Origin of the sequence: Carboxydothermus pertinax (genome assembly GCF_001950255.1) — a bacterium.
Lineage (GTDB): Bacteria > Bacillota > Z-2901 > Carboxydothermales > Carboxydothermaceae > Carboxydothermus > Carboxydothermus pertinax.
The window spans coordinates 83510-85083 of record NZ_BDJK01000062.1; the positions used below are offsets into that span (position 1 = coordinate 83510).

The 1574-nt window shown below is 44.0% G+C and carries 1 protein-coding gene; it reads right to left on the reverse strand.

Annotated elements, in window-relative coordinates:
* Window positions 1–1200: IS21 family transposase (istA, locus tag cpu_RS12780; RefSeq protein WP_075860371.1), on the reverse strand; the 1200-nt coding region annotated here is incomplete at its 3' end.
* Between the last annotated feature and the right edge of the window lie 374 nt (window positions 1201–1574).

The window sequence follows — 1574 nt, forward strand, 5'->3', positions numbered from 1 at the left end:
GTAAACCCCCAGAGGACGCTTCTCAACTTCCAGGGAAGATAACTTGATCGCCCTCGGCCTGGGATAAAACATGCCCTCTGCTTCTTTTAGACCCTTATACTGGTCTTTGAGAAAAACGGTGCTCCTTGAGCGGTAATGCTTTTCGTGGACAGCTATCACCTTCCACTCATAGAGGATTTCTATTTTACCGTTTTTATCCCTTACCACCACCTCTTTTCCGCTATACTGCCAGGGAACGCCATATCTTACGCCGTCGAAACTCAAAAAGCCGTCTTTGTGAACTTTCCTTGCTTCTTCCAGGAATTTTTGGTATTTATCAAGGGCAGGCAGGGGCTTGAGGTTTTCCTTCTTCAGGCGGTCAATAGGCCTTTCCCCGGTAGTGCCGTGTATTCTCCTGTTTTTCTTTTCACACCATACTATTGCCTGGCGGTTTAAATCACCGTAGTCTACGAACTTCCTACCCGGCAGGAAGTTGTTTTTGACAAAATCTATGCCGCTTTCCACCTTGCCTTTTGTTTGGGGGCGCCGTGCCCTGCACACTTTAGGAATAAATCCAAGGGTTGCCGCAAGGTCTTCAAAGGTAGGGTTCCATATGGGCTTTTTGTTTTCACCGGTGCCCAGTATTACGGTTTTCATTCTATCGGTAAGAACTATGTCGGTTATTCCGCCGAAGTATTCAAACCCGTGGATCAAGCAGCGGATGAAGGTATGGACGTCGCAGCGGTTTGTGAATTCCACATATATGGCTCTGGAATAGCCCAGCACCATGACGAAGACGTAAAGCTTACGTATTTCACCGGTTTCCTCGTCAATGTAGGTGTATTCGCCACAGTCGACCTGGGCTTGCTGGCCGGGCTTGGTTTCATAGCGGCATACGGCAGGAACCTGTTTTGGAGGTCTGAATTGTCTTACATAGTCCCTTAAAATAGTGCGGCCGCCAGTGTAGCCTTCTTCCTTGATTCTTTCGTAAATGACTTCGCAATTGAATATCCCCAGGTTCATGAGCTCTTGAATGGTATCTTTGTATGGGTCAAGCTTTGAACCTCTTTTGGGATGGGGCTTCCTTTCAGGAATGCCCTCTGCTCTGAGGTATTTTCTTACCGTATTTCTGGAATGTCCTGTTTCTCGTGCGATTGCACGAATACTCTTGCCGCTTCTTTTTAATTCATGTAACATGATAATAGATCCACTCCCGAGCATTTATTTCCCTCCGATCCTTTGCAGTGGTATCAGAGGGATATTTCACCAGGGGGTGGGTCATTTCCTTTTCGTTGCTCCTGGGTCAATTATATACCGGCGGTGACAATATTAAATAAAATCAACAGCATTATTTTTATAACTCAACTTTCACAGCACAATTTTGGAAATAAAAGCTAGATACAACTTGGTAAATTGGTTGATCCAGTGTTGATCTAGTTGTAAGATTGACAATGAACTAATTTTATATTTAGTCCCGAAATTGAATTAATTACACGAAAAAAATGGAGAATGTTTAAGGTTTTGTGTAAGTGGTAAATAATACCACTAAGGAGATGATCACTTATGCAAAACCTTGAAAACCTGACGGTAAAAGA